Origin of the sequence: Archangium minus (assembly GCF_044360475.1) — a bacterium.
Classification (GTDB): Bacteria; Myxococcota; Myxococcia; order Myxococcales; family Myxococcaceae; genus Archangium; species Archangium minus.
Map to the genome: position 1 here is coordinate 7,826,955 of NZ_CP043494.1, position 25,213 is coordinate 7,852,167.

Sequence of the window (25,213 nt, forward strand, 5' to 3'; positions counted from 1 at the left end):
TGAATCCGACTCCATTCCAACGCACGGTCCGTTATCGCTGCCGGCGAGGGTCTCTACGGCATTGCGCCACTGGCCGAGGCGGGTTCCTTCAGCATCGACATCTGCGGTGACGCAGGAAGTTGCATCAGGACACGTCGAAGGCGCCCACGGGGATGGCCGCGCCGTTGACGAGCGCATCGACGCGGTGGGCGCCCGGGTAGTGCTGGCGCGTGGTAAGGGCCGCGAGGGACACCGTCTTTTCCAACGTGCTGGAGGCACCGGGCACCAGGTCTACCGTGCTCACCTTGAAGACCTTGGGGCGGGAGGCACCGTTGGCCTTTACGAAGTGCACGGCCAGGTCCACCAGGGCCTTCTGGCGCTCTCGGGATGTGTTGGTCACCTGGAGCCGTACCTGCACGGACTGACCCAGGCGCACGCGGCTCGGATGAAACGTGGCGGTGACCTCGAGCGCGGCCGGTCCTTCAAAGCCCATCAGGGCCAGGGCGCGGGGATCTCCTCGCTTCACCGCGGAGCGCAAGGCGTGGCGGATGATCCACTGACGCTCGGGCGAGGCGCCCTTGCTCCAACGCTCGCAGGTGTCCACGAGCAGCACGGGGTGATCCTTGCCGATGTCATTGAGGTTGTTGGCCACCGAGCGGCGCACGTAGAGCTCGGGATCATCCTTGAGCAGCTCCAGCAACTCGAGCACCGGCTGGGGATCCTCCTGGAAGGCGCGGAGCCGGGGCGCCCAGGGCAACCGGGGTCGGGTCCCCTCAGAGACGAGGCGCCGCACATGCACGTTCGCATCGCCCGCCCACTCGCGCAGGCGCGCGAGCGTCTCTCGCGGGTAGCGCTCGAGGTAGGGGCGGATGCAGAACTCGGCGGTGAAGCGCTGGGTGAGCGCGTGCTGCAGCCGCATGGCCGGCTCGAAGTGCGCCAGCCCGTGCTCGGCCACGTAGAGCACGTGGGGCAGATAGAGGAACACGGACATGCCGTGGCCCTCGGTGCGCTCCATCGTCGGCCCGAGCGAGTCCTGGAGGATGCGCGCCGCGTGCTCGAAGTCCTTGGGGAGCGCGCGGTGCATGGCGCGCATGATGTGGCGTGCGCGGTCCATCAGCTCAAGGGCGTCCAGCCCTTCGGAGGCCTCGGCAACGAAGCGACGCTCGGGGAACTCGGAGTGGACAGCACGCAGCTGGGTGGCGATGCGCCGCACGAGGATCGGGTCGAAGAAGGTCTTGAGGGATTCAGCCATTTCGGGGCGATCTACCGTGTCCCAACAGGCGCCACCAGGACGGTGCTCTTTCCTAGCGAAAACCGGAGCCTTGGAACTGAGTACAGCCGGCAGATGAAGCGGCGGGGAGCGCAATCAGGCGCGGACTCGCGAGCAGCTCCTGGACTTCTGCCGAGCCATCCGCCGCAACCTCGTGCCGGGCGGGCGCTTCGTGGGGATCGCCGATAACCCGCGCAGTGACCCGAAGCACTACGAGAGCTACCGCCCCTACGGCCTCACCAAGCAGGTCCCCTCTCCGCGCAAAGAGGGGGACCTCATCACCCTCACCTTCTTCAACCCGGACGGGACAAGCTTCCAGCTCACCAATGCCTATCTGGCACCAGAATCCTATGAGTGGGCATTCCGTGAGGCGGGCTTCTCCTCCTTCCAGTGGGTGCCCGTGAGGGCGCGCCCCAACCCGGACAAAGAGGCCGCCGCCTTCTGGCAGCGGTTCGTGGAGATGGAGCCCCTGCTCCTCGTGGAGGCCCGCTCGGACGGGTAGGCCTCACTTCAGGCGCTCGAACACGTCCTCCGGTGCGAGCCCCAGGACCTGTACCGGCATGCGCTCGGGTGTTGAGCCTTGAACGAAAGCACGGCGCCGGAGCGCTCCAGGTCACCCGTGAACGTGCTGGGCTCGGGGTAAGCATCACGTGACGCTCTACCAAGGACCCATCCATGACCGTTCGTTTCAACCACACCATCATCGCCGCGAAGGACAAGGTGCGCTCCGCGAAGTTCCTCGCCGAGCTCCTCGGGCGCCCTGAGCCGCAGCCCTTCGGGCACTTCCTGGTCGTCAAGCTGGATGACGGGGTGTCGCTCGACTACATCGAATCCGACGCCGACTTCCCCGGCCAGCACTATGCGTTCCTCGTGTCGGACGACGTGTTCGACTCGCTGATCGCCAAGATTCGAGACCGAGGGATTCAGCACTGGGCCGACCCGCGCGGCCACCGCCCCGGGGAGATCAACACCCATGACGGGGGCCGCGGGGTCTACTTCCAGGATCCGTCGGGACACTACATGGAGGCCATCACCGTCCCCTACGGCGGCTGGTGACCTAGCACTTCGGTCTGCGCTCCGGAGGCAGTCGCCCAGTCCCGACCCCCTGCTGCACTCCGAGGGGCTCTGCCCACGTTCTTCCATCGGGAGATGAGCCAAGGCTTTGCCGTACCCGCCTGGCGTGCTCGCGCAGACCGTTCCCATCCAGCCGCTCCGCCACCCACGACACCGCCGCCGGCCACGAGGCCTGGATGGAGTATGGCACCACCTTGGGCTGGATGCGGTGGACGAGCACCCGGATCATCAGCGCCACGGCTGGCGAGTTGATGAGGACCACGATCCCCATCGACCCCTGACGTATCAGGACGTCGTGCTGTCGCAGGAAGCGCCACTGCTGCTCGCGCAGCTCGGCGCTCACCGACCAGAGCTGGCGCGCGTCCACCAGGGTGACGAACCGCTCCTCCCGCCGCAGATAGAACAGGATGCGCTCCAGCAACTCCTTCTGTTGCTCATTCGTCATCACGCGCGGGAGCGTCACCCGCACCAGCGGCCAGAGCGAATCGTCTACGAGGCTCGAAGTCGGCGGACCCATACGGTCAGTATAGGCCCCACTCTGGCTCACGATGGAGGCCGGAGTTGAGGTGGGTCGCGGCATGGCAGCCTTTCCCTAATCCGGGATTCCGCCGGCGACGGACGTGGCGTGACGCTCGCGAACCCGCCGCAGCAAGCCGAGGAACTCCGCACGGTCACTCATGCCGTCCACGGCGCCCTCGGCGAGCGACTCGGCGGTGGCCAGGCTCCAGTCGCCCGCCTGAGGCGCACCTCGGAGAATGTCCGCGGTGCCAGCCACAGCGGCGGCGAAGCGCAGGTTGGCGGAGGCCTGACTCAGCCTGGCGTGGAGCTGTTCACGCTCCAGGGGGAAAGACTGCTCGGCGGCCTCGACCCCACCGGGCTTCTTCGCGCGCACGCGCACCGTGGCCACGCGTGAGCCCTCGCCGGAGAGCTCCACCTCGTAGAGCGCGGTGACGGTATGGCCCGCACCAATCTCCCCCGCGTCCACCTTGTCATTGCGGAAGTCGCGGTCGGCAATGGCGCGGTTCTCGTAACCCAGCAGCCGGTAGCCGCGCACGGCCTCCGGGTCGAACTCCACCTGAACCTTCACGTCCTGGGCGATGACCTCCAGCGTGCCGGCGAGCCGCTCCTGGAAGACGCGGCGGGCCTCGCGCTCGCTGTCGATGTAGAAGCAGTTGCCGTTGCCCTTGTTGGCCAGCCGCTCCATCAGATCATCGCGGTAGTTGCCCATGCCCAGGCCAATGGTGGACAGGGTGACGCCCTCCTTCACGAAGCCCTGCACGCTCTCGAGCATGGAGTCGGCGGAGAGGTTGCGGCCGAGGTTGGTGTCGCCGTCGGTGAGGACGATGACGCGGGCAACGTTCTTGGAACCGGCCTTCTTCGCGGCGTGGCGGTAGGCAAGCTCCAGCCCGTCGCCCATGGCGGTACCGCCGCCCGAGGTGAGTGAGTCGATAGCGAGGAAGAGCTTCTCGCGCTCGGAGGCGGGGGTGGGAGGCAGCACGTCGCGCACGCTGCCGGCGTAGGTGACGAGCGCCACGGTGTCCGACTCATTGAGGCCGTCCACCATCAGCTTCATGGCCTTCTGGGCGAGCGGCAGCTTGTCCGGGCTGGCCATGGAGCCACTGGTGTCCACGAGGAAGACGAGGTGCGTGGGCTTGCGCTGGCTTTTGGCGATGGTGCGGCCCTGCAGGCCCACCTTCACGAGGTGGCGTCCGGGGGTGAAGGGAGAGGGCGCGCCCTCGAGGTCCACTCGGAAGTCCCCCTGCTCGGGCGAGGGGTAGCGATAGCGGAAGTAGTTCACCCACTCCTCCACGCGGATGGACTCGCGCGGGGGCATGCCACCCTCAGAGACATAGCGGCGGAAGAGCGCGTAGGAGGCAGTGTCCACGTCCACCGCGAAGGTGGAGAAGCGGTCCTCGGTGGTGAGGGTGAAGGGGTTGGGGCGCTCGGCGGCGTGGGTGTTGCCGGTGGTGACGGGCTCGACACGCTCGGCCTGCACGACCTGCGTCCGGCTCGCCACAGCGGCGGCGCGGGGCGGAGACGGCGGGGCTGCCCTGGGCGCTGGAGCCATCTCCAGCGCAGGGGCCGAATCCTCGGAGTCCCCGAAAGTCGCCAGCGACTTGCGCTGCAGCCGAGAGTCCTGTGAGAAGCGCATGGCCATCTCGTCCTCATCGCTGGCGAGCGAAGCGGCGCTGGCGCCGAAGAGCCTGCGGAGGTTGGGTCCGAAGACAGTGAGGACGGCGCCGAGAGCGGCCAGGACGCCCAGGGAGATAAGGGTGAGCTTCGAGAGGCCCGCGAATCGTTTCATGCGAACGGGAATCGCACGTCCTTCGGGGCTCTCGCGTCCGTCATCCGGCGGATGTACGTCATCCGGCGGAGGGTCGGTCAACAGGTGGATGGCACAAACAATGGCCCGCTACTCCTCCGAGGCCAGCAGATCCGCGAAGGGCGATCCTGCCTCACCCAGGGCCTTGAACAGCGTGTCCACCTTCTCCACCTCGCGCTTGAAGGCCTTGTGGTGGTTGCGGTTGCGCACCAGGTTCTCCCGGCCGAGCACGCGGAAGGCTTCGTCCCGGCCGAGCTGACGCACCGCGGTCCCCAGCACGAAACCCCGGAAGGCATCCGCCAGGTCCAGGTCGATGGAGCCCTCGCGCCGCTGCGCCTCCTGCACGAAGGCCTGGGCCGCCACCCGCAGTGCCTCCGACAGGGGTTTGGCGCCGGGCGGCCCGTCGTACGAGAGCGCCTGGGTCACATGCCGCTCCTCGAGCACCACCTCGCCGGAGCCGCCCTGGCCCACCATCGCCAGCGTGTAGGCCCGCCGGACGATGTTGTCGAGCTGCCGCAGGTTGCCCGGCCAGGAGCAGCCCGACAGCAACCACTCCGCTCCTTCCGTCAGCCGCACCGAGCCCGAGGGCACACGCTCGCGGTGCCGCCGGTTCACCATGTAACGCGCCCAGAGGGGAATCTCGTCTCGGCGCTCATCCAGCGGCGGCATGCGAATGGGCAACACGTTGACGCGGTAGTAGAGGTCCTCCCGGAAGCGCCCCGCCCGCACCGCCTCCAGCAGGTTCGCGTTGGTGCCGATGATGAAACGCACATCCGCGCGCTTCTCCCCCGTGCCCTCTCCCAACGGCCGGTAGCTCCGCTCCTCCAGCAGGTGCAGCAGCCCCGCTTGCGCCTTGAGCGACAGCTTGTCGATCTCGTCGATGAAGAGCGAGCCCCCTTCCGCGCGCGCCACGCTGCCCACGTTGTCTCGCACCGACCCCGTGAAGGCGCCCTTCTTCCAGCCGAAGAGCTCGGCCATCTGCAGATCCTCGGGCACCGTCACCAGGTCCAGCACCTCGAAGGGGCCCTTGCTGCGATCGGAGCGCTGGTGGCACCAGCGTGCCAGCCGCGACTTGCCCGCTCCCGTGGCTCCGCTCACCAACAGTGTCTCCTCCTGCTGGGCGAAGACGCGCAGGATGGGCAGCAACCCCGCCATCGCGGTGCCCACAACCGGAAGGAACTCGTCCACCTCCGCGGCAGCCGCCGGACGCGTGGGCAGCGCCAGCAGGTACGGCGCCGCCACGTCCGCCACGAGCTGCAACGTCTCGTTCCACTCCCTCCAGACGAACTCCCGCCCCACCGCCGCTGGGCAGTCCGCCTCCAGGGAGATCATCCCCTCCACCTCTCCGCCTGGAGCACGCAGCGGCAGCACGCAGACGTGGGAGGCCTGCCGCACCAGGAAGCGCTGGCGGCTCTCATTGCTGCTGAAACCTCCGCCCTCGGCGAGCGCCGCGTCCCCTTCCACCTCCGCTCCCTCGGCATGTGGCTCCAGCGAGCCGAGGTTGACGTCGATGGACACGCCACAACGGTGACGCACCACCGAGCGCCACGCGGTGGCTGATGTCAGCAGCGCCGCTCCTTCCTCCAGCCCTCCCTCCCCCAGCCCGGCGGGCCGCGCGCGCTCGGCCCCACGCTCCAGTGACACCAGGCGGCGGTAGGCGTCCCCGGGCCGCAAGTGCACCATGCCTCGCAGCACCCGGGCCCGGTTTGCGTAGCGGCTGGACGCCACCGCCTCCTCCGCCACGTCCAACATTCCTCTCAAGGCGAGAGTCGCGGCCTCGTCGAAGTGCCCCGCCCTTCGCAGCGCAGTCACCAGCGTCGACAACTTCTCGTGCATCGCATCGTCCTCAGTACGCACGAGTGTAGCGAAAGAAGCGGGTGTTGGTGTCTTGAGCACTCTCCCCCGCCTTCAAGATTCCATTCCCGGTGTGCCCACCACGAGGAGCCCCACCTCGCCGAGGACGCAGGTGCGTCCCGGCCGGACGCATGCACCGGAGCGCCGTATGCTGCGCTCCCCATGATGCAGCAGGTGCAGACGCCTCTTCCCCAGGCACACCCCCCGAGCCTGGGCCCCTACCGCGTCCTCGGCGTGCTCGGCCAGGGAGGCATGGGTGTGGTGTACCGGGGCGAGCACCGCGACACCGGTGAGGCCGTAGCGCTCAAGACGGTGCGCGTGGCCTCGGGCGCCATGCTGGCCAGCATCCGGCGGGAGATCCACTCGCTGCGCCGGCTCCACCACCCGGGCGTCGTGCGCATCGTCGCCGAGGGAGTGTGGGACGGGCTGCCCTGGTACGCCATGGAGCTGCTGAGTGGCCAGACGCTGCGCGGCTTCATCGACGCGCGCCCGCCTCTCACGGACACGCTCACCCTGCTGCGCCGGCTGTGCGCGCCCCTGGCCTTCCTGCACGGCAACGGGATCGTCCACCGAGACCTGAAGCCAGAGAACGTCTTCATCCGCCCGGACGGAGGGCCGGTGCTGGTGGACTTTGGCATCGCGGCGCAATCCGGCGGCGCCCGCGAGGTGCTGCAGGTGGGGGGCAGTGTCGTGGGCAGCGAGGCGTACATGGCTCCCGAGCAGATCCGCGGAGACTTCGTGGACGCCCGGGTGGATCTCTACGCACTCGGGTGCATTCTTTACGAAGCCGTGACGGGCCACCCCCCCTTCATCGCGAGCCGGAGCGCGGGCGGCGTGCTCCATCAGCACCTGCGTCGGCAGCCCCTTCCGCCCTCGCGCGAGGTGGAGGGACTTCCCCCGGAGCTGGACGTGCTCGTGTCACGGCTGCTGGCGAAGCGGCCCCAGGAGCGGCTGGGCTATGCCGAGGACGTGGCGGCGGCCCTCACCGCGCTCGGGGCTGAAGCCGATGAGCCCGATGTCCCCCGCCCCGCGCCCTACCTCTACCGGCCGGACTTCTCCGGACGCGGGGAGGTGCTGGGACGGCTCGCCCAGGCGCTGGAGGAGACCTCCTGGGGACAAGGTGGGTGCGTCTTCATCGGAGGGGAGAGCGGCGTAGGGAAGACGCGCCTGGCCATGGAGCTGGCCACGGAGGCCACATACCGCCGGCTCGCGGTGGTGACGGGCGAGTGCGTCCCGCTGAGCGTCGGGGGTGGTGCGGAGGTGCGCGCGGCCCCACTCCACCCGTTGCGCCCGCTGCTGCTCGCCGTGGCGGACCGGTGCCGCGAGCATGGCATCGAGGAGACGGAGCGGCTCCTGGGCCCCCGAGGCAAGGTGCTCGCGGCGTACGAGCCCACCCTGGCGCAGCTCCCCGGACAGGACGCGCGACCGGAGCCTCCCGCGCTCCCGCCGGGGCAGGCGCGTGCCCGTGTCCTCACGAGCCTGCGCGACACCCTGCTCGCCCTCGCCCGAGTGCAACCGCTCCTGCTCGTCCTGGATGATCTGCAATGGGCCGACGAGCTGTCCCTGAGCTTCCTCCAGGAGTTGACGCCGGAGCACCTCCGGACGCACGGAGTGCTCGTCGTGGGCACCTACCGGATGGACGAGGCGGGCGGCGCGTTGAGGCGCCTCGTCCAGGCCCCCGGTGGGGTGGGCCTCGAGCTGGAGAGGCTGGAGGCCGCCAGCCTCCGGGACATGGTGCGCGGGATGCTCGCCCTGCGCGAGGCACCCGATACCTTCCTCGACACGCTCGTCACCCACGCCAGCGGCAATCCCTTCTTCATCGCCGAGTACCTGCGCACAGCCATCGGCGAGGGACTGCTCTCCCGCTCCACCACGGGCGAGTGGCGGCTGGGTGTGCCCGGAGACCAGACAGGAGCCCTGGTGCTCCCCCTGCCCCACTCCATCGCCGAGCTCATCGAGCGGAGGCTGGCGGAGCTCGGAGAGGACGGGCGCGCGCTGGTGCAGCTCGCCGCGGTGCTGGGCCGCGAGTTCGACGGAGAGCTGCTGTCGGAAGCCGCCGCCCTGGGGGACGAGGCGACGCTGGAGGCGCTCGAGGAGCTGCGCCTGCGCCAGGTGTTGGAGGAGGCCGGCGAGGGGCGGTTGCGCTTCGTCCACGACAAGCTGCGCGAGGTGGCTTACGGACGAATTCCCGCCGCCCGGCGCGGTGCCCTGCACCACCGGGCCGCAGAGGCCGTGGAGCACCGCCATGACTCCGAGCTCCCACGCCACGCGGCCACGCTCGCCCACCACTGGTCCCAGGCCGGCGTCCCTGGCCGCGCCAGCCGCTTCTTCGCGCTCGCCGGAGACCAGGCCCGAGCTGCCTACGCAAATGACGAGGCCATTGCCTTCTACGAGGCCGCGCTCCGCCAGGCCGCGTTCCAGCGGGACGCGGATGCGTCCTCCCAGGACGCGGAGCCGCTCGCACTGGATCGGGTGTACGAGAGCCTCGGCGACGTACGCGCCCTCACGGGACGGCAGGCCGAGGCCCGCGAGGCCTATGCACAAGCCCTGGCACGGCTCGCGCATCATGAGCGCGTGCGCCGGGCGAGCATTCACCGCCGCGCGGGCAAGTCATGGGAAACGCACCATCAGCACGACGAAGCCCTGCGCGCCTACGCGGCGGCGGAGGCGGCATTGGATGCTGGCCCGGGCGAGCTCCCCGAGGACGTATGGCAGGAGTGGTTCCAGATCCAGAACGAGCGCATCACCACGTACTACTGGCAGGCGCGGGTGCGGGAGATGACGGAGCTGGTGGAGCGGGTGCGCCCCATCGTCGAGGCACGCGGCGTACCGCTGCAGCGGGCGCGCTTCTTCCAGTCGCTCGTGCAGATGGGGTTTCGCAGCGAGCGCTACCGGGTCTCCGCCCAGACGGTGGCCCACGGGCGCGCCTTCATGCGGGCCAGCCAGGAGTCGGGCGTGGACGGCGAGGTGTCGATGGCGCGCTTCGTCCTGGCCACGGCGCTGTTGCTGCATGGCGAGTTGGACGAGTCCGAGGCATTGATGATCGCCGCGCTGGATGAGGCCGGGCGCGTGGGGGACGTGACGTTGCAGTCGCGCTGCCTGTCGTATCTGACCATGACCAGCCGCCTGCGCTGCCGGCTGGACGAGACGCGGCACCGGGCCGAGCGCGGGCTCGCGGTGGCGACGGCGGCCCGGATGGAGGACTACATCGGCGTGGCCCAGGCCAACCTCGCCTGGGTGGCCTGGCGCGAGGGCAGAGCCGACGTAGCCGAGCAGTCAGCGCGACAGGCCCTGCAGCTGTGGCAACCGCTCTCCCTCGTCTACCCCTTCCAATGGATGGCGCACTGGCCACTGGCCGCGGTGCTCCTGGAGCAACACCACGCCCTCGAAGCGCTCGCCCACCTGCGCGCGACGCTCGAGCCGCAGCAGCAACGGCTCCCGGAGGCTCTGCTCGCCCTGCTCGAGGGAATCGAGGACTGGGAGCGTGCCGAACCTCAGGCGCTCCAGGACCGGCTCGCACGAGCCGTTGCTGCCTCCCGTGAGCTTGGCTTCACCTGACAGAGTCCCCCGAAGAGCAACCATGACCGACAAAGCCCAACCCGCCTACCTCTACATCCACGTCCCTCAGTCCTTCATCCCCACCCAGAGCATCGTCGATCCGGACACCGGCAGACCCTACTTCCGCTTCACCATGATGGAGGACTTCGAGACGACGTTCCTCGCGAAGCTCATCATGAGCGATGGCTCGACCGAGGATGTCACCAACAAGGTGCACTGGAGCATTGGGACGTTCCCCGATAAGGAAACCCGGCCTCCCGGGAAGGTCTCCAGCAACTCCAAGAACCCCAACGTGCTGCGCGGGGTGGAGCGGGGTTTCGTCGAGCTCTCCGCCTTCTTTGAGGGAAAGGCGACGATGTCAGTCACGGCGGAGCTCGAGATCCTGGAGTCCGACCTGCTCGTCTATGCCCCCGATGGGTGCGTCTACAAAGTTCCCGGGGAGATCTGGCTCGGCCAGAAGGAAAAACACTCGAAGGCGAAGGTCGAACGCATCACCTGGTCAGAGAAGGACAGGAAGCGACTGCCCGAGGAGGTCTGGAACATGCTGGCCAACGAGGCCGTGGTGGCCAACGTGCCCAACCCCGTCCAGAAGCCGTTCGATGACTCACTTGGGCACGCGCCGGCCGACAACGTCACCTGCTTCCTGCTCAACCTCAACAGCGTCGCATTGAGCTACTCGCCAAGACCCTCGCCTGCCCCTAAGCCCACTTCCCAGTCCCAGAAGGTGCCAAAGCCGGGCCGCCCCAAGAGCGCCACCCAGGCGAAGACACCGCCCACCCGCCGCAAGCGCTGATGAGCCCTCGCGCGCCCAAGCACTTCCGGGCCGGCACGCACCGCCTGCTGGCACCCGAGGAGACCCTCGAGCGGGTCCGCCAGCTGATGCCCGTCATGGGCATCACCCGCATCGCCAACGTCACCGGGCTGGACACGCTGGGCCTCCCGGTGGTGATGGTGTACCGCCCCAACTCGCGCTCGCTGGCGGTGTCACCCGGCAAGGGGTTGGACCTGGCCTCGGCGAAGGCCTCCGGGTTGATGGAGTCGGTGGAGGGTTACCACGCGGAGAATGTCCACCTGTCGCTCAAGCTGGGCAGCCAGGCCGAGCTGCGCTTCAGCCATCCGCTCGTGGACGTCACCGGCCTGCCACGGCTGTCGGCCAGCCTCTTCCACGAGCGACTGCGCCTGCTGTGGGTGGAGGGCGCGGAGTTGATGGAGCGCCGGCAGGTGTGGGTGCCCTTCGATCTGGTCCACACCTGCTTCACCCTGCCCCTGCCCACGGGGAGCGGCGCGTTCCTGATGAGCTCCAATGGGCTGGCCTCCGGCAACCACGTGCTGGAGGCGACGAGCCATGCCCTGTGCGAGGTGGTGGAGCGAGACGCGACCACGCTCTGGCACATGCGGGACGCTCGGGCGCGAAGTCAAACGCGGCTGGACCTGGGGACGGTGGACGACCCGGCCTGCCAAGAGATGCTCGCGCGCTACGAGCGTGCGGGCGTCGAGGTGGCGGTCTGGGAGACGACGACGGACGTGGGCATCCCCGCCTTCCTGTGCCGCATCGCCGAGCGCGTGCCGGATCCACTGCGGCCCCTGCCCGTCACCCAGGGCATGGGGTGCCACCCCTCGCGGCACGTCGCCCTGCTGCGAGCGCTCACCGAGGCGGCGCAGAGCCGGCTGACCCTCATCTCCGGAGCGCGGGACGACGCGACCCAGCAGCGCTACGAGGGCATCCGGGATCTGGACCACACCGCGCGAGCCCTGGAGCACATGCGCTCCGAGCCGCCGGTCCGTCGCTTCCAGGACGTGCCCACCTTCGAGGGGGACTCCTTTGACGAGGACCTGGCGTGGGAGTTGGAGCGGCTGCGCTCCGCGGACCTGCGGCAGGTGGTGGTGGTGGACCTCACGAAGCGGGAGCTGGGCATCCCCGTGGTGAGGGTGATCATCCCCGGGCTCGAACCCCTGCACGACATCCCCGGCTACACCCCGGGAGCCAGGGCCCGGAGCATCCTTCAGGAGGCACGGCGCGAATGAGCGGCCCCGTCTATATCTTCACCGGCCCTACGCTGTCGGCGGAGGAAGGCAAGGCAGAGCTGGACGCCATCTTCCTCCCGCCCGCGGCACAAGGGGACGTGTACCGCGCCACGCTGGAGCAGCCGGTGGCCATCGGCATCATCGATGGCTACTTCGAGCGCGTGCCCGCGGTGTGGCACAAGGAAATCCTGTGGGCCATGTCCGAGGGCATCCACGTCTTCGGCAGCGCGAGCATGGGCGCGTTGCGCGCGGCGGAGCTCGCCGCGTTCGGCATGGAGGGAGTGGGCGCCATCTTCGAGTCCTTCCAGAGCGGCGCGTTGGAGGACGACGACGAGGTGGCCGTGGCGCACGGCTCCGCTGAGGACGGCTACCGGCTGCTGTCCGAGGCCATGGTGAACGTCCGAGCCACACTGGAGGCAGCGGAGGGCTCGGGGGTGGTGGGCAGGAAGACGCGCACCGTGATGGAGCGGGTGGCCAAGCAGCTCTTCTACATGGAGCGCGCATGGCCCACGGTGCTGACGCAGGCGGCTCGCGAGGGGGTGCCCTCCCGGGAGCTGGAGGCCCTGCGCACCTGGCTGCCACAAGGACGGGTGGACCAGAAGCGCCGGGATGCCCTGGCGCTGCTGCGCACCCTGAGGGCCCGGCTCGACGAGGGGCTCGCGCCCAAGCAGGTCCGCTACCACTTCGAGCACACCGATGCCTGGGAGGAAGTCCGGCGTCGCGCGAGCCGGCTGCCGCTCGGGGGGACGGAGGGCGGAGAGGTGGTGCCGGAAGCCCTGCTCGATGAGCTGCGGCTGCGAGGCGGCTTCGCCGGGGCCCATCGCGCGGCGCTCGCCCGGACACTGGCGGTGGAGCAGGCCTCGCGCCTGGGGCGGAGCGTGGACGAGGTGGAGCTTCAGCGGACCGCCGAGCGCTTCCGCGTCGAGCATGGGCTGCTCTCCGCCGAGGACTTCGCGCGCTGGAGGGAGACGCAGCGGGTCGAAGACCTGGAGCGCTTCCTCGAGGACGAATCGCACGTGCGTTGGGTGGAGACGCTCTTCGCCACGGACGCGCTGCGTCACCTGCCAGACCACCTGCGGGCCACAGGCGAGTACGGCTCCTTGTTGGAGCGGGCCCGGGACAAGGAGCGGGTGCTCGCAGCCAGAGGCTTGGAGCAACCGCTGCTCGCCAATGCCGGAGTGACGGAAGCAGAGCTGTGGCGGTGGTTCTTCGAGCAACGGCTTGGACGGTCCGTGCCTGGAAGCCTGGAGCAGTACGCACGTGACAACGGCTTCGCCAACGTGGACGTGCTGCGCCGGGCGGTGCTGCGCGAGCGCTGCTACGCCGTCTCCCGCTGACGTGAAACAGGCGGAAGTCTCGAAAGGCTCAGTGCACCGGTGCCCGCGCCTCCACGGCGTGGGCCCGGGCTTCCACCTGGAAGGAGAACTTCCCGTCCACGAAGTCCACGAGCAGCCGCTCTCCCTCGTGCACCTCCCCTCTCAGCAGCATCCGGCTGAACTCTGTCTCCAGCTCACGTTGGATGACCCGTCGCAGGGGCCTTGCGCCGAACTTCGGATCAAACCCGCGCCGCGCCAGCTCGTCCTTCGCCGCGTCCCGGACCTCCAGCGTGATGTTCTGCCCGTGCAGCTTGCGCCGGGTGGCCTCCAACATCGAGTCCACGATGCGGTTGAGCTGCTCGCGGTTGAGCGCGTGGAAGACGATGATTTCGTCGATGCGGTTGAGGAACTCGGGCCGGAAGTGGCCGCGCAGCGCGTCCATGATGGTCGAGGCGACCCGCTCGTCCTCCACGCTCACGCCGTCCTCGAGCCGCTGGAACCCCAGCGCCCCCTTCCGGAGCCCGAGCTGCTCGGCGCCCAGGTTGGACGTCATGATGATGACGGTGTTCTTGAAGTCCACCGTGCGCCCGCGCGAGTCCGTCAGCCGCCCGTCATCCAGTATCTGCAACAGCAGGTTGAAGACGTCTGGGTGGGCCTTCTCGATTTCATCGAACAGGAGCACCGAGTAGGGCCGCCGCCGCACGGCCTCGGTGAGCCGACCTGCCTCCTCGTAGCCCACGTACCCCGGGGGCGCGCCGATGAGCCGGCTCGCCGTGTGCCGATCCATGTACTCGGACATGTCGAAGCGGAGCATCGCGTTCTGGTCGTTGAAGAGGTAGTCGGCGAGCGCGCGCGCCGTCTCCGTCTTCCCCACGCCCGTGGGCCCCAGGAAGATGAATGAGCCGATGGGCCGCCCTGGATCCTTCAGCCCCGCGCGCGCCCGGCGCACCGCCTCGGAGATGGCGCGCAGGGCCTCCTCCTGACCCACCACACGCTGGCGCAGCGCCTGCTCCATCTCCAGCAGCCGCTGCGACTCCTCCTGCTGCAGCTTCTTCGCCGGAATCCCCGTCCACTCGCTCACCACGATGGCGATGGCCTCGGGCATCACCGTGGGTTCGGTCACTCCCTTGGCGTTCTGCCACTGCGTACGCAGCCCCTCCAGCTCCGTCCGCAGCGCCTCAATCTCTCTCTTGAGCCGCGAGGCTTCCTCATAGCGCTCGCCGGCCACCGCGGCCTCCTTGTCCTTCTCCTTCTTCACCAGCCGCTCCTCCATCTCCTTCATGCGGCCCGGCTCGGTGTGCGCCCCCAGCCTCACCATCGCCGCTGCCTCGTCGAGCAGATCGATGGCCTTGTCTGGGAGGAAGCGGTCGCTGATGTACTTGTCGGACAGCTCCACCGCGGCGGTGAGCGCGGCGTCGGCGATCTTGACCCGGTGGTGCGCCTCGTACGAGTCACGCAGGCCTCGGAGGATCTCAATGGCCTGCTCCGGCGTGGGCTCGGCCACCATCACCGGCTGGAAGCGGCGCTCCAGGGCGGAGTCCTTCTCAATGTGCTTGCGGTGCTCGTCAAGCGTGGTGGCGCCCAGACACTGGAGCTCGCCGCGCGCCAGGGCTGGCTTGAGCATGTTCGCGGCGTCCATGGAGCCCTCGCCCGCGCCGGCCCCAACGATGGTGTGCACCTCATCGATGAAGAGGATGACCTGGCCCTTGAGGGTTCGAATCTCATCCATCAGCCCCTTGAAGCGCTCCTCGAACTCACCGCGGAACTTCGAGCCACCAATGACGCCCGCCAGGTCCAGAGAGAGCACCTTCTTGTCTTTGATCACCTCCGGCACCTCGCCCGCGACGATGCGCTGCGCGAGGCCCTCGGCGATGGCCGTCTTGCCCACGCCCGGCTCGCCAATAAGCACCGGGTTGTTCTTCGTCTTGCGGCTCAGGATGCGGATGACCCGTTCAATCTCCTTCTCGCGACCGATGATGGGATCCAGCTCTCCCGCCTTCGCCAGCGCGGTCAGGTCCCTCGTGAAGCGGGTGAGGTGGGGCGGGAGCCGATCCGCGCCTCGGCCCGCTTGAGCAGCTCCCGCCGTCCCAGAGACACCGCCCCCCGTCAGGTGCGTGCGCAGCTCGTCCGGGTCGATGTCGGAGAGGAACTGGGCGGCGAAGCTCTCGCCCTCGGCCATGATGGCGAGCAGCAGGTGCTCGGGACCGATGAAGGTCTGCCCCAGCTGCACGGCCTGGAGCCTCGCGAGCTGCAACACACGCTTCATGCCCGAGGACATTCCCACGCCCTCGGCACGCAGCGGCTCCCGGCGCTCCATCACCTGGCGCAGCCGAGCCTCGTACTCCTCCACGTCCGTGCCCTCCGCCTCGAGCGCCAGGCGGATCTCCGGAACCTTCTGGATGAGCGCGAGCAGCAGGTGCTCAATGCGGATGCGGTCGTAGCCCCACTCCAGCGTCAGCCGCGCCGAGTGCTCCAGCACCTGCTGCGCCAGCTCCGACAGCTGAGCGAGGATGTTCTCCCGCTTCGGCCGAGAACCCATCATCTGCGCGAGCAGGCCCTCCAGTCCAAAAGGCATGTTCCCCTCGCCCCGGGCCACGGCACTTGCACAGTGGTTGCACAGGCTCAGGGTGTTCTCGCGCCCATCCCCCATCCGCTGCTTGAGGAACACCACCGCGGGTCTCGCCCGGCAGTTCTCACAGACCATCGTCCGCCTCCTCCCGCGCTCTCCAGCAAGCTAGGAACGTGTCCGGCGGAGAACCATCGGTCAGCGGTTCACCCCCAAGCGTGTAGCCGAGCCCCGCCCTGATGGGACTGAGAGCAACGGTCCTCCTTTCGTCCCAACCTCGAATTGGGTATACCAATCCAAGTAATTCAAGAAATCCACCCAAGAGTAGTTCTCCATGTTGAGTCAGCAGCGTGGTGGGTATGAGGCCTTCGTTCTGGCCTTGTGTATCAGCGTTCCAGGGGCCGCGAGTGCCGCGGAGCAGCTGCCCTACGGAGCCAACGCCTTTCCCGGCATCATCAAGGCCTATGACTTCGACCAGGGAGGCGAGGGAGTCGCCTACCACGACTCGGACGCGGTCAATACCTCCCAGTACTACCGGCCTGGCGAGGCCGTGGACATCGGCGTCCGAGGTTCGGGGAGCTACGAGGTCCGGGGCCAGCCGGGAGAGTGGCTCGAATACACGGTGGATGTGCCCACGGGCGGACGCTACGAGGTCTCCATCACCTACTCCCAGCCGAGCGGGACCGCGCAGGCCACGATCGGCCTCGATGGCGCGACGTCCCTCCCCGTGACGCTCCCGGCCACGGGCGGGCACGGCACCTTCCAGAGCTACAAGGTCCCCACGTCCCTCGAGGTCACCCCGGGCCGTCACGTCCTCCGGTTCACGTTCGCCGGTGGGGACGTCTACCTGCGGCAACTGTCCTCGGCCCGGCGTCCGGGACGCGCCTTCTACTTGAGCCGTACCGGTGCGGGAGTGAAGGACGGGTCTAGTGGAGTGTCCGCGAAGTTTTTGGACATAGTCACAAGAGGCGGCGATCCACCCACTCGTGCATCTTGGAGCGAGTCCACGACCAGGTGAACGGGTGGGCGTAGAGGCGGTTGTATTCGGGCCAGCTGGCGTCGAGGTGCTCGATGAGCTCGTCACGGTTGGCCCAGCTTCCCCGCTGCAGGTAGTGCGCTGCGAAGGCGCGCAGCAGCAATTCGGCTTGGTTGAGCCAGGAGGCGTGAGCGGGCGTGAAGAGCACCCGGACATGAGGGTAGTTGCTGTACAGGAAGTCGAGAGTCTCCCGGGCGACGTGGCTGGAACCTCCATCCCAGATGAGGTGGATGCGGTGCGCGTCGCTGTGGTCCCCAAGCAGTTGGGGGAGCACTGCTCGCAGGCAAGCGCCGTCGTTGCGCTCCAGGCACCAGCCCCGCATCTGGCCGGTATGCACCACCAACTTCACCAGGAAGTTCACCGTGCCGTGCCGTGTGTACTCGAACTCTTGTTTCTCGATGAGCCCAGGCCTCGTCGAGCGCGAGGGATGGTTACGCTCCAGCACCTGGATGTTGGGCTTCTCGTCCAGGCACAAAACCACCTCACCTCGTGCGGCCAGCCTCTGGGCCTGCTCGTAACACCAGAGAATCTGCGCGGCCTGGTGGCGGAAGGCGTCATCAGGAGTCGGTGTCTTCCAGTACCGGGAGCGATGCGGTTGCAGGGCGGCATCCCGAAGGATGACAGCTACCGTGGAGTGTGAAATGGCGGGGGCGATACCCTTCAGGCGAGCAGCACGCGCCAGACTACGCGTGGACCAGTGGGTCATGTGCAGCCCTACTCCAGCCGGCTCACTGCACGCCAGGCGCTCTACCTCGACTCGCTGGAGGGGGGGAAAGCTCCCGCGGTCGCCCGGGGCGGTAGGAGTCCTTCACTACATCCACGCCGAGAGCTTCGAAGCGACGACACAGTGCCCAGATGGTCCTGCGGTCCTGGCCGAGTCGGTCGGCCAACTCCGAGACGATGGTGGCTGGGTCAGCCATCTCCAGCAGGATGCGCGCCCGCCGGGCGATGCGTTGCTCGGTACGTCCGTCTCGCACCAGTTGCTCGAGGTACGTCACCTCTTCGGGCGAGAGGTGGATGAGTCGTGGGGGGCGTCTCCTCATCCACCGGAGTTATTCAGCCCCCCGCGACTATGTCCAAAAACTTCGCGGACACTCCACTAGCTGGAGCCAGGCCTTCTCTGCGACCCAACTCCCAACCGCGTTGAACCAGACGCTCGCCGCGGGCGACAGTGAGATCGTCCTCGAGAACAACACCACGCCCGCGGCGCGCGTGAAGGTTGTCCACTCCGTCCTCTCGGACGCGGGGCCGTGTGGCGCCGTGGCCTCCAAGGAGGGTGGCACCACACTGGAGCTGGTCGACAGCGTGGTCTGTGAGGGCACGGCAGGGACGCCGGTTCCTCTCCGGGCGCCGAGCACGAATTGGACGGGACAGCCCGCGGATGCCTTCACGCCCGTGAACGCGACGGTGACCCAGGGATACCGGCCCGCTCCCTGAGGCGTGGGGACCTCAGGCCCACTACCACTCGACGTAGTTCGGGCAGCTCGGGTCCCGGTCATCGACCCGGCCGTCTCCGTCGTTGTCCTGCTTGTCCTCGCACAACCCCTCCCCCTCGGAGGGGACCCACTCGTGGACGAGCAGCGCCTCGGGGATGCCGAACGGGCGATGATCGATGCCCTCCGAGCCCTGGAGAACGATGAGGACGGATTCTCCCGCCGCGACCTGGCGGACCAGCACCGGGGTGTAGGACTGCGCCCCTTGCACCTCGTAGCCAATATCGCAGGCCAGTTGCTCGCCCCTGCACCCGTTCCGCAGGGAGATGCCGTACACGTGCTCGGAGCCGTGGAAGACGTACGTTCCCGACTTGGGAGCAGTCCAGAGCACAACCCGCTCATCACGTCCCTGAGGGCCGCAGTCCGGCTTGAACAGATCGTATCCCAGCCCCTTCGGGAGCTGCACGTGGACCGGCAGCGCAGGGCCCGTCTTCACGTCCGCGCAGGCCTCCACCTGGCACTCGGCGGTCGCGCTGCACTCCGCGTCCCAACAGTCCAGCGTCCCGTCTCCGTCATTGTCGATCCGATCCGCGCATTGCCCCTGCTCGCTGGCAGCCGCCTCCACGATGTTCAGATGGAAGAAGCTCCGCACATGGCCCAACCATCGCCCATCTCCGAAGACCGAGACGTAGACGCTCTGGCCGGCCTCCAGGTGATAGCGATTCGGGTGCTCCGGCGTGGGGCCGGGAGCCAGGGTGCTGGCGCAAGCGTCGAGCCCCACCTTCACCCAGGATTCAGGACCCGAACCGGCATTGCTGATGACATACGTCCCCGTGCGCGGGGCGGTCCAACGATAGATATCGCGGAGGTGTTCGCCGTACTGAGGCGTCGAACCTCTATAGCCAGGCGTTCCCTCGAGCCGCACGGGAAGAGAGCTCCCCAGGTCCCCACTCACGTCACAGCTCCCGCACCAGCGGGGCAGATGCGCACCACACACCTCGCCTTCGGCACAAGTGCCACACTGGATGGTTCCGCCACACCCATCCGGGTACTCGCCGCAATTGGCCATGAGCGTGTGGCACGTCTCGGGCACGCACTCGGGCTTCGTTCCAGTGGTGCACACATTCCCGATGCACTGCTCCCCCTCGCCGCAAGAGCCGCAGTCGAGCGAGGTGCAGCCATCCGACACGAGGCCGCAGCGCTTGCCTTCGCAGCTCACGGGGATCGGCAAGCAGGTCGGGGGCGGCTCGGAAGGTGGGGGGTCCTCGGGGAGCGCCTCCACCGGGGCTCCTCCCTCGAGTGTCGGACCACACGCAACTCCCCACCACCCCAGCACCGCCGCCAGGACGAGCGTCCTTCCCCACCCCATGTCCCCACCTCGCGCCCGAGATGGGGGTCTAATGGGAACTCCCTCTCGATTTGGCAAGTGCCCACGCCTGGCTGGGACGGCGGCAGTCCTTGGACAAGTGGCTCCTTGTGAGTGTATCCATATCCTCGCGAGATATCAGCGATAGCATTCAGCTTGGGGATGAGCTGAAGAAAGAGTTCAAGCTTTCCTTCGCAGCGGGGCGTTGATGGATTCGAGCAAGGTCACCCTGACGGAGGAGAAGGAGACACTCCTCATCACCCTCTTCGCGAAGGCAGGAGAAAGCCGCCTGTCGGACTCGCTCCTGTCCGACACGTTCGCGGCCGAGGCAGTCCGGCGAATCGACTATGACTTCGCCAGGCTGAAGGTCACCCGCGACATGATGGTGGGCCTGGCGATGCGGGCCAGGATGCTCGATGACTGGGTCCGGACATTCATCGCCGAGAACCCCGATGCGTCCGTACTGCACCTGGGATGTGGTCTGGACACCCGCGTCTTCCGGATTGATCCACCCCGGAGCATCCGCTGGTTCGACGTCGATTACCCCGAGGTCATCGCGTTGAGGCGCCGCCTCTATCCGGAGCGTGACGGCTACGAGCTCATTGGCTCCTCCGTGGTCGAGCTGGCGTGGCTGGAGCGGGTTCCTGCCGATCGGCCGGCGATGATCGTGGCCGAGGGTCTCCTCATGTACCTCCGCCAGGAAGAGGTTCAGCGGCTCTTCACGGCGATCACCGCCCGCGTTCCTCGTGGCGAGGCGGCGTTCGACGCCTTCAGCCGGCTGGGCGTCTGGTTCGTCCAGCGGCAGCATTCGGTCAAGGCGACCGGCGCCACCCTGCACTGGGGGATCGACGACCCGCGAGAGCTGGAGGTGATGGTCCCGCGGTTGAGGTTCGTCGGAGAAGTCGCGGCCTACGCTCCGACTTGGAGCGGCCGGTTCTCGCTCCCGGCCCGCCTCAGCATCCAGATGATGCGGGTTATTCCTCCGCTCCGACGACTCGGCCGTTTTCTGAGATATCGATTCTGAAGTATCCCCGCTCCGCGATGTGCAGCCCCAACATTTCCGTCACAAAGGATGCGCGGACGGAACGGGATGGTTAGCCTGCGCACACTCACACCCTGGAGGATGAGAGATGTCGCGTCATGGGATGGCGGTACTGGCAATCGTAGCGGCGCTGGGCACGGCGGGCACGGCGGCCGCCGAGGAGCCGGGAGAGTGGATCGGCAACAAGAAGGTCTTCCTGCGCGGCGGCGTAGGCAACTACACGGGCAACCTGGGTGAGGTCGCCAAGGCGGGTCCGAGCTGGGGCCTGACGTTGAACCTGGGAGCCATGAGCTTCCTCGGCCTCGAGCTGAGCTACGAAGGTGCGCGCAACGTCATCAGCGACGCGGCCTTGCTCGATCTGGCCCTGACGCGCCATGGGGCCTCCGCCCTGCTGAAGCTGTCTCTGCCCGTGTTCGAGGCCGTGCGCCCCTTCGTGGGCGGAGGTATTGGCGGCACGTACACCTTCGCGGAGGGCACGTTGGTGGACGACGACAAGTCGGATCTGGTGGGCGAGGTGCCGCTGACCGCGGGCGTCGATTTCAACGCGGGCAAGCTCACCGCGGGAGTCCGGGCGACCTACCGGCTGCTGCTGGATGAGAATCTCTCGGAGCAGCTCGACAGGCCCAGCGGCGGCTACTTCGACGTCGTCGCCACCTTGGGCATGCGCTTCTAGTCGGGTCTTCGCATGAAGGCGTGGGCGGCCATGGCGCACTCCACTGAGTGGAGGGACATGGCCACCCCCTCCCCGGAAGCGCAGGCGCGGCGGAGCGACTCCTCGTCATCGAACTTGGGGCGGAGCTAGAATGCCAACCGAGCGGCTCAAGAAAGGCGACCTGTTGGTCGCGTACCTCGTATCGGGGTTCGAGCTCGCTCCGCGCAGCTACTCGCTTCGGCTCACCGCCTCGGGACGGGCGTACTACGAGCGCTCGTGGTCCGAGCCAGAGGGAGGGCGGACAGAGCACCGGGCGAAGCATGACTTCAATGCCTCGGCCATGAATCGGATGCGGAGCCTCCTCCAGGGACTACCGCCACAGGGACCAGCCACGGTCATCATCGATGACTTCGCCTCGTGGCATTTCGAGTTCTGGAGCGGAGACGAGGTACGCACCGTCAGCAGCCTGGAGGTGTTCCTCGAGGAGCGTACGCGCGGATATTACGAAGAGCAGCACCGTGAGTCCTACCCTGCCCTCCCACGGCTCCGCGCCGTCTGGTCCATCCTGCGCTACCCCTTCGAGCGCAAGTACCAACAACCCCCCTCGAGGTGAGGCGGAAGGGCTCACCAGCGCTCGTGCACCAGCGGCCGGATGCGCCGGTCGTACACCGAGCGCACCGCAGCCAGGGTCTGTTCGGACAGGGGCCGCAGCTCCGCCGCGGCGGCGTTGGCCTCGGCCTGGGCCGGGTTCTTGGCACCCGGGATGACGCAGCTCACTGCCTCCTGCATCAGGATCCACCGCAAAGCGAACTGCGCCATGCTCGCACCGGTAGGCACCAGGGGACGCAGCTCCTCAACCGCCTCCAGGCCCGTCTCATAGGGCACGCCGGAGAAGGTCTCTCCAACGTCGAAGGCCTCTCCCTGACGGTTGTAATTGCGGTGATCATCCGCGGCGAAGTGCGTGTCCCGGCGCAGCTTTCCCGTCAGCAGGCCACTCGCGAGCGGCACTCGGGCGATCACCGCCACGTCACGCGCTGCCGTCTCGGCGAACAGCGTCTCGGCCGGCTTCTGCCGGAAGATGTTGAAGATGATCTGAATGCTGGTCAGGTTGGCATGCTTCAGCGCCTGCCGAGCCTCCGCCACCGTCTCGACGCTGACGCCCCAGTGGCGCAGCTTTCCCTGGCGCACCAGGTCATCCAGTGCGGCGAACGTCGCGTCCTGCGTGTACACCGCGCTCGGTGGACAGTGGAGTTGCAGCAGATCGAGCCGGTCCGTGCCGAGGTTCCTCAAGGAGCGCTCGACGAAGCCCGTCAGGTGGGCGGCATCATAGCCCTCGGCGACATGCGGGTTGAGGCGACGTCCCGCCTTGGTGGCGATGTAGACACGCTCGCGGCCATGGGCCTTCACCGCCTGCGCCACCAAGCGCTCGCTGCGGCCATCGCCGTAGACGTCCGCCGTGTCGATGAAGTTGATGCCCCGATCGAGCGCCGCGCGGACCGTCGTCAGTGCCTCATCCTCGGTCACCGTGCCCCAATCCGCGCCGAGCTGCCAGGCGCCCAGCGCGATCTGCGAGACCTGCCAGCCCGTACGGCCAAAACGGCGGTAGTGCATCGTCACCCTCTTTGTCGACGGTCCTCGAGCCCACCTCGGGACGGTGCGGGCGAGGATCTAGAACGACGGCCTCGCGAGGACCAGTCGCATGTGAGGGCGCCGTTCACCAGGAGGCAGCCGGAGAACCGCGCCCTCACGAGCGCGGCGCTCCCCCGCCATTCCATCCACCTACGTCCGAGCACTCAGCGGGGCTGGATTGCCCACTGCTGGTTCCCAGCGGTGTTGCAGCTCCACTGATGGACGTTCGCACCATCGGCCGTGGAGACATTCGCCACGTCGACACACTTACCGCTGTTGACGTTGACGAGGTTGTAGCTCCCATTGCTCAGAGGAGACAGGCGGAAGACCTGGGCGTTCGTCCCATTGCATTCCCAGAGCTGGATATTGGTGCCGTCCGCGGTGCCGGAGCTGCTCACGTCGACACACTTGCCGCTGTTGACGTTGACGAGGGTGTAGTTGCCGCCACTCGCCGCCTCCAGGCGGAAGGCCTGGGCGTTCGTCCCGTTGCAGCCCCACTGCTGGATGTTGGTGCCGTTCGCCGTACCGGAGTTGCTCACATCAAGGCACTTGCCGCTGTGTTGCGCGACGAGCTGCGCGATGGTCCCGGGCTGGGGGAGTTGTCCCCCGCCATTCCCAGAGCCGGGGAGCGAGCCATCATTGCAGGTGTTCGTGCCCGTTCCACCGCCGGGGAACGTGACGCGAACAACGGCCTTCGTGCTGGTCTGCTCGAGCACGGAGATGCTGACGCGGCCGTCGGGATCCTGAAAGGTGCGGCCCGCGGTGAGACGGGGGTCCCGGTGGTTGTTGGGATAACCCGCCGCGAGGTCCAACAGGAGCGGGCGGGTATCCCCGCGGGTCGTGCGGTAGTCCTGAGCGACGTTGATGTGCACGCCCGGGTTGGTCTCCGGGGCCCCACTCGGGCCCGCATTGAACGTGGCGAGCGCGGGGTTCCTGTACTCCACCCAGAAGGAGAGCGGCCGGCCTCCCACCGTGTCCCCGGTGGGAATCTGCAGGGATTGAATCCCATTGGACGCGCTCTGGATGGGGATCAGCTCGAACACGCCGTCGCGCGAGACTCGCACGTTGTTGCACTTGTCCAGCCACAGCATGGTGGACTTCTGGAACGCGTTCATGTGTCCCAGGCCGCCGCCCATGGTGTTGAAGCGATTGCCATACTCATCAGGGCTGCAGCTCGTGTACGGGTCCCGCCGGTACGCAACCCCGCTGCCGCAACGGGCCGTGGACGCGTGCCCCAGGCCAAAGCCATGGCCCATCTCGTGCGTAAAGGCATTCGGATCCGTGCACGTATACAAGCTGCCATCACCCAACACCGGGCCGCCCGCTGCTGGAGGCCGTCCCACCCAGGCAAGGCCACAGGCGCAATTGCTGAGCCCCGGATTGTTCGGAATCACGAAGCCCACGTGGGCGTAGACACTCAGGTTGATTCCCTGGCTCTGCGCCGCCGCGCGCGCCGCGTTGCTGATGGTGCCGAGATCGCAGTTCGCCGGCCTCGGAAGGCTGAGCGGCGCCAGGGCGTCGCCTTCGACGTTCCAGATGCCGTAGGAGATTTCCCGGTAGTAGGCGCGGACCGTGTCCAGCCGCTGCCGGGCCGTGTTGGCGTCAATCCTCGCGGTCGTGCCTGGAAAGACCAGCGGAAGAATGGCCACCCGGATCGTCCTGGGCGCACCGTTGAGCAGAGCATCTCGCGTGGTCGAGAGCTCCTCAGCGGGTTGTATGACTTCGATGGACTCGGCTTGGAGGAGCTCGCCGACCTGACCGGGGTGCTCACTGTCGGGGCGTGAGCTGGAGGCGAGCCGACCACGAACCTTCACGTGATCACCGGGCTGGAAGTCAGACGCCCCTTCGAAGGACAACTCAAAGCTCTGGCCGTCCGGAGCCCTCAGGCCGTACCCCATCCGGTGCGAGCCATCCGCGTTGTCGACGGAGAACATCTGCAGCTCGCCCTCGTAGAAGGGCAGCTCGTCGGCACCGGAACAGCCCAGCGCCAGGACGGTACACGTCCCGACAAACCACTTCGTGATGCGTCCAGGAAACATGCGCGCGCCTTTCGCTTTCGTTTGAAACGAAACGTGGGTTCGGCATGGGTC

At 67.8% G+C, this 25,213-nt stretch carries 21 protein-coding genes; 11 read left to right on the forward strand and 10 right to left on the reverse strand.

Going from position 1 to position 25,213, the window contains the following annotated elements; translation table 11 throughout:
- Positions 1–124 precede the first annotated feature (124 nt).
- Positions 125–1,231, reverse strand: a complete 1,107-nt coding sequence (locus tag F0U60_RS31750) for a DNA alkylation repair protein (RefSeq protein ID WP_395805426.1) — start codon at positions 1,229–1,231, stop codon at positions 125–127.
- A gap of 190 nt (positions 1,232–1,421) precedes the next feature.
- On the opposite strand from F0U60_RS31750, the gene F0U60_RS31755 reads away from it, so the two are divergent.
- Both F0U60_RS31755 and F0U60_RS31760 read left to right on the forward strand, forming a co-directional pair.
- The gene (locus F0U60_RS31755; protein ID WP_395805428.1) at positions 1,422–1,751 is read left to right on the forward strand and encodes a hypothetical protein; all 330 of its coding nucleotides are present in this window, start codon (positions 1,422–1,424) and stop codon (positions 1,749–1,751) included.
- A gap of 173 nt (positions 1,752–1,924) precedes the next feature.
- Complete coding sequence (locus F0U60_RS31760; RefSeq protein ID WP_395805430.1) at positions 1,925–2,305, forward strand: VOC family protein; 381 nt, start codon at positions 1,925–1,927, stop codon at positions 2,303–2,305.
- Between the two features lies 1 nt (position 2,306).
- On the opposite strand, the gene F0U60_RS31765 is transcribed toward F0U60_RS31760, so the two are convergent.
- The 3 genes from F0U60_RS31765 to F0U60_RS31775 all read right to left on the reverse strand — a co-directional run bounded on the left by F0U60_RS31765 (position 2,307) and on the right by F0U60_RS31775 (position 6,482).
- A complete protein-coding gene (locus F0U60_RS31765; RefSeq protein ID WP_395805432.1) occupies positions 2,307–2,840 on the reverse strand; it encodes a hypothetical protein in 534 nt (177 codons plus the stop codon).
- Between the two features lie 75 nt (positions 2,841–2,915).
- Positions 2,916–4,628, reverse strand: coding sequence for a von Willebrand factor type A domain-containing protein (locus tag F0U60_RS31770; RefSeq protein WP_395805434.1), 1,713 nt, complete (start codon positions 4,626–4,628; stop codon positions 2,916–2,918).
- 108 nt (positions 4,629–4,736) lie between these two features.
- Complete coding sequence (locus tag F0U60_RS31775; protein WP_395805436.1) at positions 4,737–6,482, reverse strand: sigma-54-dependent transcriptional regulator; 1,746 nt, start codon at positions 6,480–6,482, stop codon at positions 4,737–4,739.
- A 180-nt stretch (positions 6,483–6,662) separates the two neighbouring features.
- Between F0U60_RS31775 and F0U60_RS31780 the strand changes: the two genes are divergently transcribed.
- Genes F0U60_RS31780 through F0U60_RS31795 form a run of 4 tightly spaced genes read left to right on the forward strand, consistent with a single transcriptional unit; the run spans position 6,663 to position 13,420 of the window.
- Complete coding sequence (locus tag F0U60_RS31780; protein WP_395805438.1) at positions 6,663–10,058, forward strand: AAA family ATPase; 3,396 nt, start codon at positions 6,663–6,665, stop codon at positions 10,056–10,058.
- 22 nt (positions 10,059–10,080) lie between these two features.
- The gene (locus tag F0U60_RS31785; protein WP_395805440.1) at positions 10,081–10,851 is read left to right on the forward strand and encodes a hypothetical protein; all 771 of its coding nucleotides are present in this window, start codon (positions 10,081–10,083) and stop codon (positions 10,849–10,851) included.
- Positions 10,851–12,083, forward strand: a complete 1,233-nt coding sequence (locus tag F0U60_RS31790) for a YcaO-like family protein (protein ID WP_395805442.1) — start codon at positions 10,851–10,853, stop codon at positions 12,081–12,083. Before F0U60_RS31785 ends, F0U60_RS31790 begins: the two co-directional genes overlap by 1 nt.
- On the forward strand, positions 12,080–13,420 hold the full coding sequence (locus F0U60_RS31795; RefSeq protein ID WP_395805444.1) for a TfuA-like protein: 1,341 nt from the start codon (positions 12,080–12,082) through the stop codon (positions 13,418–13,420). Before F0U60_RS31790 ends, F0U60_RS31795 begins: the two co-directional genes overlap by 4 nt.
- Before the next feature lie 28 nt (positions 13,421–13,448).
- Here F0U60_RS31795 and F0U60_RS31800 read toward each other — a convergent pair whose 3' ends face one another.
- The gene (locus tag F0U60_RS31800) at positions 13,449–16,103 is read right to left on the reverse strand and encodes an AAA family ATPase (RefSeq protein ID WP_395805446.1); all 2,655 of its coding nucleotides are present in this window, start codon (positions 16,101–16,103) and stop codon (positions 13,449–13,451) included.
- Between the two features lie 196 nt (positions 16,104–16,299).
- Between F0U60_RS31800 and F0U60_RS31805 the strand changes: the two genes are divergently transcribed.
- Positions 16,300–16,983 (forward strand): carbohydrate-binding protein, encoded by a 684-nt coding sequence (locus F0U60_RS31805; RefSeq protein WP_395805448.1) that lies wholly within the window; start codon positions 16,300–16,302, stop codon positions 16,981–16,983.
- Here the strand turns inward: F0U60_RS31805 and F0U60_RS31810 are convergent.
- Both F0U60_RS31810 and F0U60_RS31815 read right to left on the reverse strand, forming a co-directional pair.
- Positions 16,925–17,707, reverse strand: a complete 783-nt coding sequence (locus tag F0U60_RS31810; RefSeq protein ID WP_395805450.1) for an IS630 family transposase — start codon at positions 17,705–17,707, stop codon at positions 16,925–16,927. The two genes, F0U60_RS31805 and F0U60_RS31810, sit on opposite strands and share 59 nt — an antisense overlap.
- Positions 17,708–17,729: 22 nt before the next feature.
- Positions 17,730–18,044, reverse strand: a complete 315-nt coding sequence (locus F0U60_RS31815) for a helix-turn-helix domain-containing protein (RefSeq protein WP_395805451.1) — start codon at positions 18,042–18,044, stop codon at positions 17,730–17,732.
- Between the two features lie 100 nt (positions 18,045–18,144).
- Here F0U60_RS31815 and F0U60_RS31820 point away from each other — a divergent pair, with 100 nt between their 5' ends.
- Positions 18,145–18,438: a hypothetical protein gene (locus tag F0U60_RS31820; RefSeq protein WP_395805453.1), complete on the forward strand. Its 294-nt coding sequence runs from the start codon at positions 18,145–18,147 to the stop codon at positions 18,436–18,438.
- Positions 18,439–18,459: 21 nt separating this feature from the next.
- Here F0U60_RS31820 and F0U60_RS31825 read toward each other — a convergent pair whose 3' ends face one another.
- The gene (locus tag F0U60_RS31825; RefSeq protein ID WP_395805455.1) at positions 18,460–19,803 is read right to left on the reverse strand and encodes a hypothetical protein; all 1,344 of its coding nucleotides are present in this window, start codon (positions 19,801–19,803) and stop codon (positions 18,460–18,462) included.
- Between the two features lie 205 nt (positions 19,804–20,008).
- On the opposite strand from F0U60_RS31825, the gene F0U60_RS31830 reads away from it, so the two are divergent.
- The 3 genes from F0U60_RS31830 to F0U60_RS31840 all read left to right on the forward strand — a co-directional run bounded on the left by F0U60_RS31830 (position 20,009) and on the right by F0U60_RS31840 (position 22,107).
- Positions 20,009–20,824 (forward strand): class I SAM-dependent methyltransferase, encoded by an 816-nt coding sequence (locus tag F0U60_RS31830; protein ID WP_395805457.1) that lies wholly within the window; start codon positions 20,009–20,011, stop codon positions 20,822–20,824.
- Between the two features lie 106 nt (positions 20,825–20,930).
- Complete coding sequence (locus F0U60_RS31835) at positions 20,931–21,515, forward strand: hypothetical protein (RefSeq protein WP_395805459.1); 585 nt, start codon at positions 20,931–20,933, stop codon at positions 21,513–21,515.
- Between the two features lie 130 nt (positions 21,516–21,645).
- On the forward strand, positions 21,646–22,107 hold the full coding sequence (locus F0U60_RS31840; RefSeq protein ID WP_395805461.1) for a hypothetical protein: 462 nt from the start codon (positions 21,646–21,648) through the stop codon (positions 22,105–22,107).
- Positions 22,108–22,118: 11 nt separating this feature from the next.
- On the opposite strand, the gene F0U60_RS31845 is transcribed toward F0U60_RS31840, so the two are convergent.
- Both F0U60_RS31845 and F0U60_RS31850 read right to left on the reverse strand, forming a co-directional pair.
- Positions 22,119–23,105, reverse strand: a complete 987-nt coding sequence (locus F0U60_RS31845) for an aldo/keto reductase (RefSeq protein ID WP_395805463.1) — start codon at positions 23,103–23,105, stop codon at positions 22,119–22,121.
- 182 nt (positions 23,106–23,287) lie between these two features.
- Positions 23,288–25,162, reverse strand: coding sequence for an RICIN domain-containing protein (locus tag F0U60_RS31850; protein WP_395805465.1), 1,875 nt, complete (start codon positions 25,160–25,162; stop codon positions 23,288–23,290).
- Between the last annotated feature and the right edge of the window lie 51 nt (positions 25,163–25,213).

Excerpts from the sequence above, each read along its gene's own strand:
- F0U60_RS31750 (WP_395805426.1), bottom strand. The coding sequence starts at position 1,231 with ATGGCTGAATCCCTCAAGACCTTCTTCGACCCGATCCTCGTGCGGCGC.
- F0U60_RS31760 (WP_395805430.1), top strand. The coding sequence starts at position 1,925 with ATGACCGTTCGTTTCAACCACACCATCATCGCCGCGAAGGACAAGGTG.
- F0U60_RS31765 (WP_395805432.1), bottom strand. The coding sequence starts at position 2,840 with ATGGGTCCGCCGACTTCGAGCCTCGTAGACGATTCGCTCTGGCCGCTG.
- F0U60_RS31770 (WP_395805434.1), bottom strand. The coding sequence starts at position 4,628 with ATGAAACGATTCGCGGGCCTCTCGAAGCTCACCCTTATCTCCCTGGGC.
- F0U60_RS31775 (WP_395805436.1), bottom strand. The coding sequence starts at position 6,482 with ATGCACGAGAAGTTGTCGACGCTGGTGACTGCGCTGCGAAGGGCGGGG.
- F0U60_RS31780 (WP_395805438.1), top strand. The coding sequence starts at position 6,663 with ATGATGCAGCAGGTGCAGACGCCTCTTCCCCAGGCACACCCCCCGAGC.
- F0U60_RS31785 (WP_395805440.1), top strand. The coding sequence starts at position 10,081 with ATGACCGACAAAGCCCAACCCGCCTACCTCTACATCCACGTCCCTCAG.
- F0U60_RS31790 (WP_395805442.1), top strand. The coding sequence starts at position 10,851 with ATGAGCCCTCGCGCGCCCAAGCACTTCCGGGCCGGCACGCACCGCCTG.
- F0U60_RS31795 (WP_395805444.1), top strand. The coding sequence starts at position 12,080 with ATGAGCGGCCCCGTCTATATCTTCACCGGCCCTACGCTGTCGGCGGAG.
- F0U60_RS31800 (WP_395805446.1), bottom strand. The coding sequence starts at position 16,103 with ATGGTCTGTGAGAACTGCCGGGCGAGACCCGCGGTGGTGTTCCTCAAG.
- F0U60_RS31805 (WP_395805448.1), top strand. The coding sequence starts at position 16,300 with ATGTTGAGTCAGCAGCGTGGTGGGTATGAGGCCTTCGTTCTGGCCTTG.
- F0U60_RS31810 (WP_395805450.1), bottom strand. The coding sequence starts at position 17,707 with ATGACCCACTGGTCCACGCGTAGTCTGGCGCGTGCTGCTCGCCTGAAG.
- F0U60_RS31815 (WP_395805451.1), bottom strand. The coding sequence starts at position 18,044 with ATGAGGAGACGCCCCCCACGACTCATCCACCTCTCGCCCGAAGAGGTG.
- F0U60_RS31825 (WP_395805455.1), bottom strand. The coding sequence starts at position 19,803 with ATGGGGTGGGGAAGGACGCTCGTCCTGGCGGCGGTGCTGGGGTGGTGG.
- F0U60_RS31830 (WP_395805457.1), top strand. The coding sequence starts at position 20,009 with ATGGATTCGAGCAAGGTCACCCTGACGGAGGAGAAGGAGACACTCCTC.
- F0U60_RS31835 (WP_395805459.1), top strand. The coding sequence starts at position 20,931 with ATGTCGCGTCATGGGATGGCGGTACTGGCAATCGTAGCGGCGCTGGGC.
- F0U60_RS31840 (WP_395805461.1), top strand. The coding sequence starts at position 21,646 with ATGCCAACCGAGCGGCTCAAGAAAGGCGACCTGTTGGTCGCGTACCTC.
- F0U60_RS31845 (WP_395805463.1), bottom strand. The coding sequence starts at position 23,105 with ATGCACTACCGCCGTTTTGGCCGTACGGGCTGGCAGGTCTCGCAGATC.
- F0U60_RS31850 (WP_395805465.1), bottom strand. The coding sequence starts at position 25,162 with ATGTTTCCTGGACGCATCACGAAGTGGTTTGTCGGGACGTGTACCGTC.